Source organism: Candidatus Symbiopectobacterium sp. NZEC135 (assembly GCF_025962695.1).
This window is the reverse complement of the sequence record NZ_JAGFPF010000567.1, coordinates 1-1,201: the sequence shown is the minus strand read 5'-3', so window position 1 is coordinate 1,201 and position 1,201 is coordinate 1. Positions and strand designations below refer to the sequence as shown.

The 1,201-nt window shown below is 55.1% G+C and carries 2 protein-coding genes; both read right to left on the bottom strand.

The features are described 5' to 3' along the window. Positions 1-19: 19 nt before the first annotated feature. Positions 20-595 carry an aminodeoxychorismate synthase component II gene (locus tag J5224_RS28820; protein ID WP_264628515.1) on the bottom strand — a complete coding sequence of 192 codons (576 nt, stop codon included), beginning with the start codon at positions 593-595 and terminating at the stop codon, positions 20-22. A gap of 184 nt (positions 596-779) precedes the next feature. Further along, entirely contained in the window at positions 780-1,097 is a 318-nt protein-coding gene (locus J5224_RS35930; protein ID WP_413544741.1) for a carbohydrate-binding protein, read from the bottom strand. Between the last annotated feature and the right edge of the window lie 104 nt (positions 1,098-1,201).

The window sequence follows — 1,201 nt, the reverse complement described above, 5'->3', positions numbered from 1 at the left end:
GCAACGCATGCTGATAACCTCAGGTATTAAGGAAGTTCTGCAACAGTTGATGCCCTTGCTCGCTCAGAATGCTTTCAGGATGAAACTGCACCCCTTCTAACGGCAAGGTGCGATGGCGTATTCCCATGATTTCATCACGCTCACCTTCACGCTCCGTCCAGGCCGTGACGTCAAACTCGGCGGGCAGAGAGGCGGGGTCGATCACCAGAGAGTGGTAGCGCGTCACGGTTAATGGCATTGCCAGCCCGCTAAAAACGCCGTTCCCGGTGTGCTGTATCAAGGACGTTTTGCCATGCATCACCTGACGTGCCCGCACCACGCGCGCACCAAATGCCTGCCCCAGCGCCTGATGGCCGAGACACACGCCAAGAATGGGCAACTTGCCAGCAAAATGGCGAATCGCCGCCAGAGAAATGCCTGCGTCATCCGGCGTGCAGGGACCGGGGGAGATCACCAGATGTGTCGGTGCCAGCGTTTCGATATCCGCTAGCGTCAGGACGTCGTTGCGTTTAACCAGCACCTTGGCACCCAGCTCACAAAAGTACTGGTAGAGGTTGTAGGTGAAAGAGTCGTAGTTGTCGATGAGTAGTAGCATGCGGGACACGTCTTAAGATAGAGAGATAGGCGGTAGGCTACTGTGATTGTGTGAGGTTAGGCAATGGATAACTGACTCACCTGAATCATCACCGAACAAAGTGACAGGTGCTTGCCGCACCACAAGTCAAAATACCGGGCAACAGGTTGCCCGGTATTAATGTGTTCTGATTAGAAACCTGCCGCTATATCAGCCTCCACAGAGTGCGAGCCTGCGCCGGATTCCATGCGGGTGAGTCTGCTCGGTGCCCTTGTATACATTGATAGTTCAGGCCTTGAAACGTCACTCGGTCTCCCACTTCATACCGTGTACCCAACTGCCATTGGGGATAACCTCCCGGCGGCGGGGGGGGGGGGGGGGGGGGGGGGGAAGGGAGACCGCCACCCCCCCCCCCACCGCCAAAATCAACATCCAGTGCGCCATAAAAACCGGCCCCAGAGTCCGCGACCAGCCATACCGCTAAAATAATATGATGGCCCGTTCTGGGCGCTGATGGGATCATAATAGCTTGATTACCCATTGGCCCCATTGATTGTAGCGATTCATTCCAAAAATATCGGTTTGTGTGGAAATTACTTTCAAACGGTGCCGGTTCAAAATGTGCAC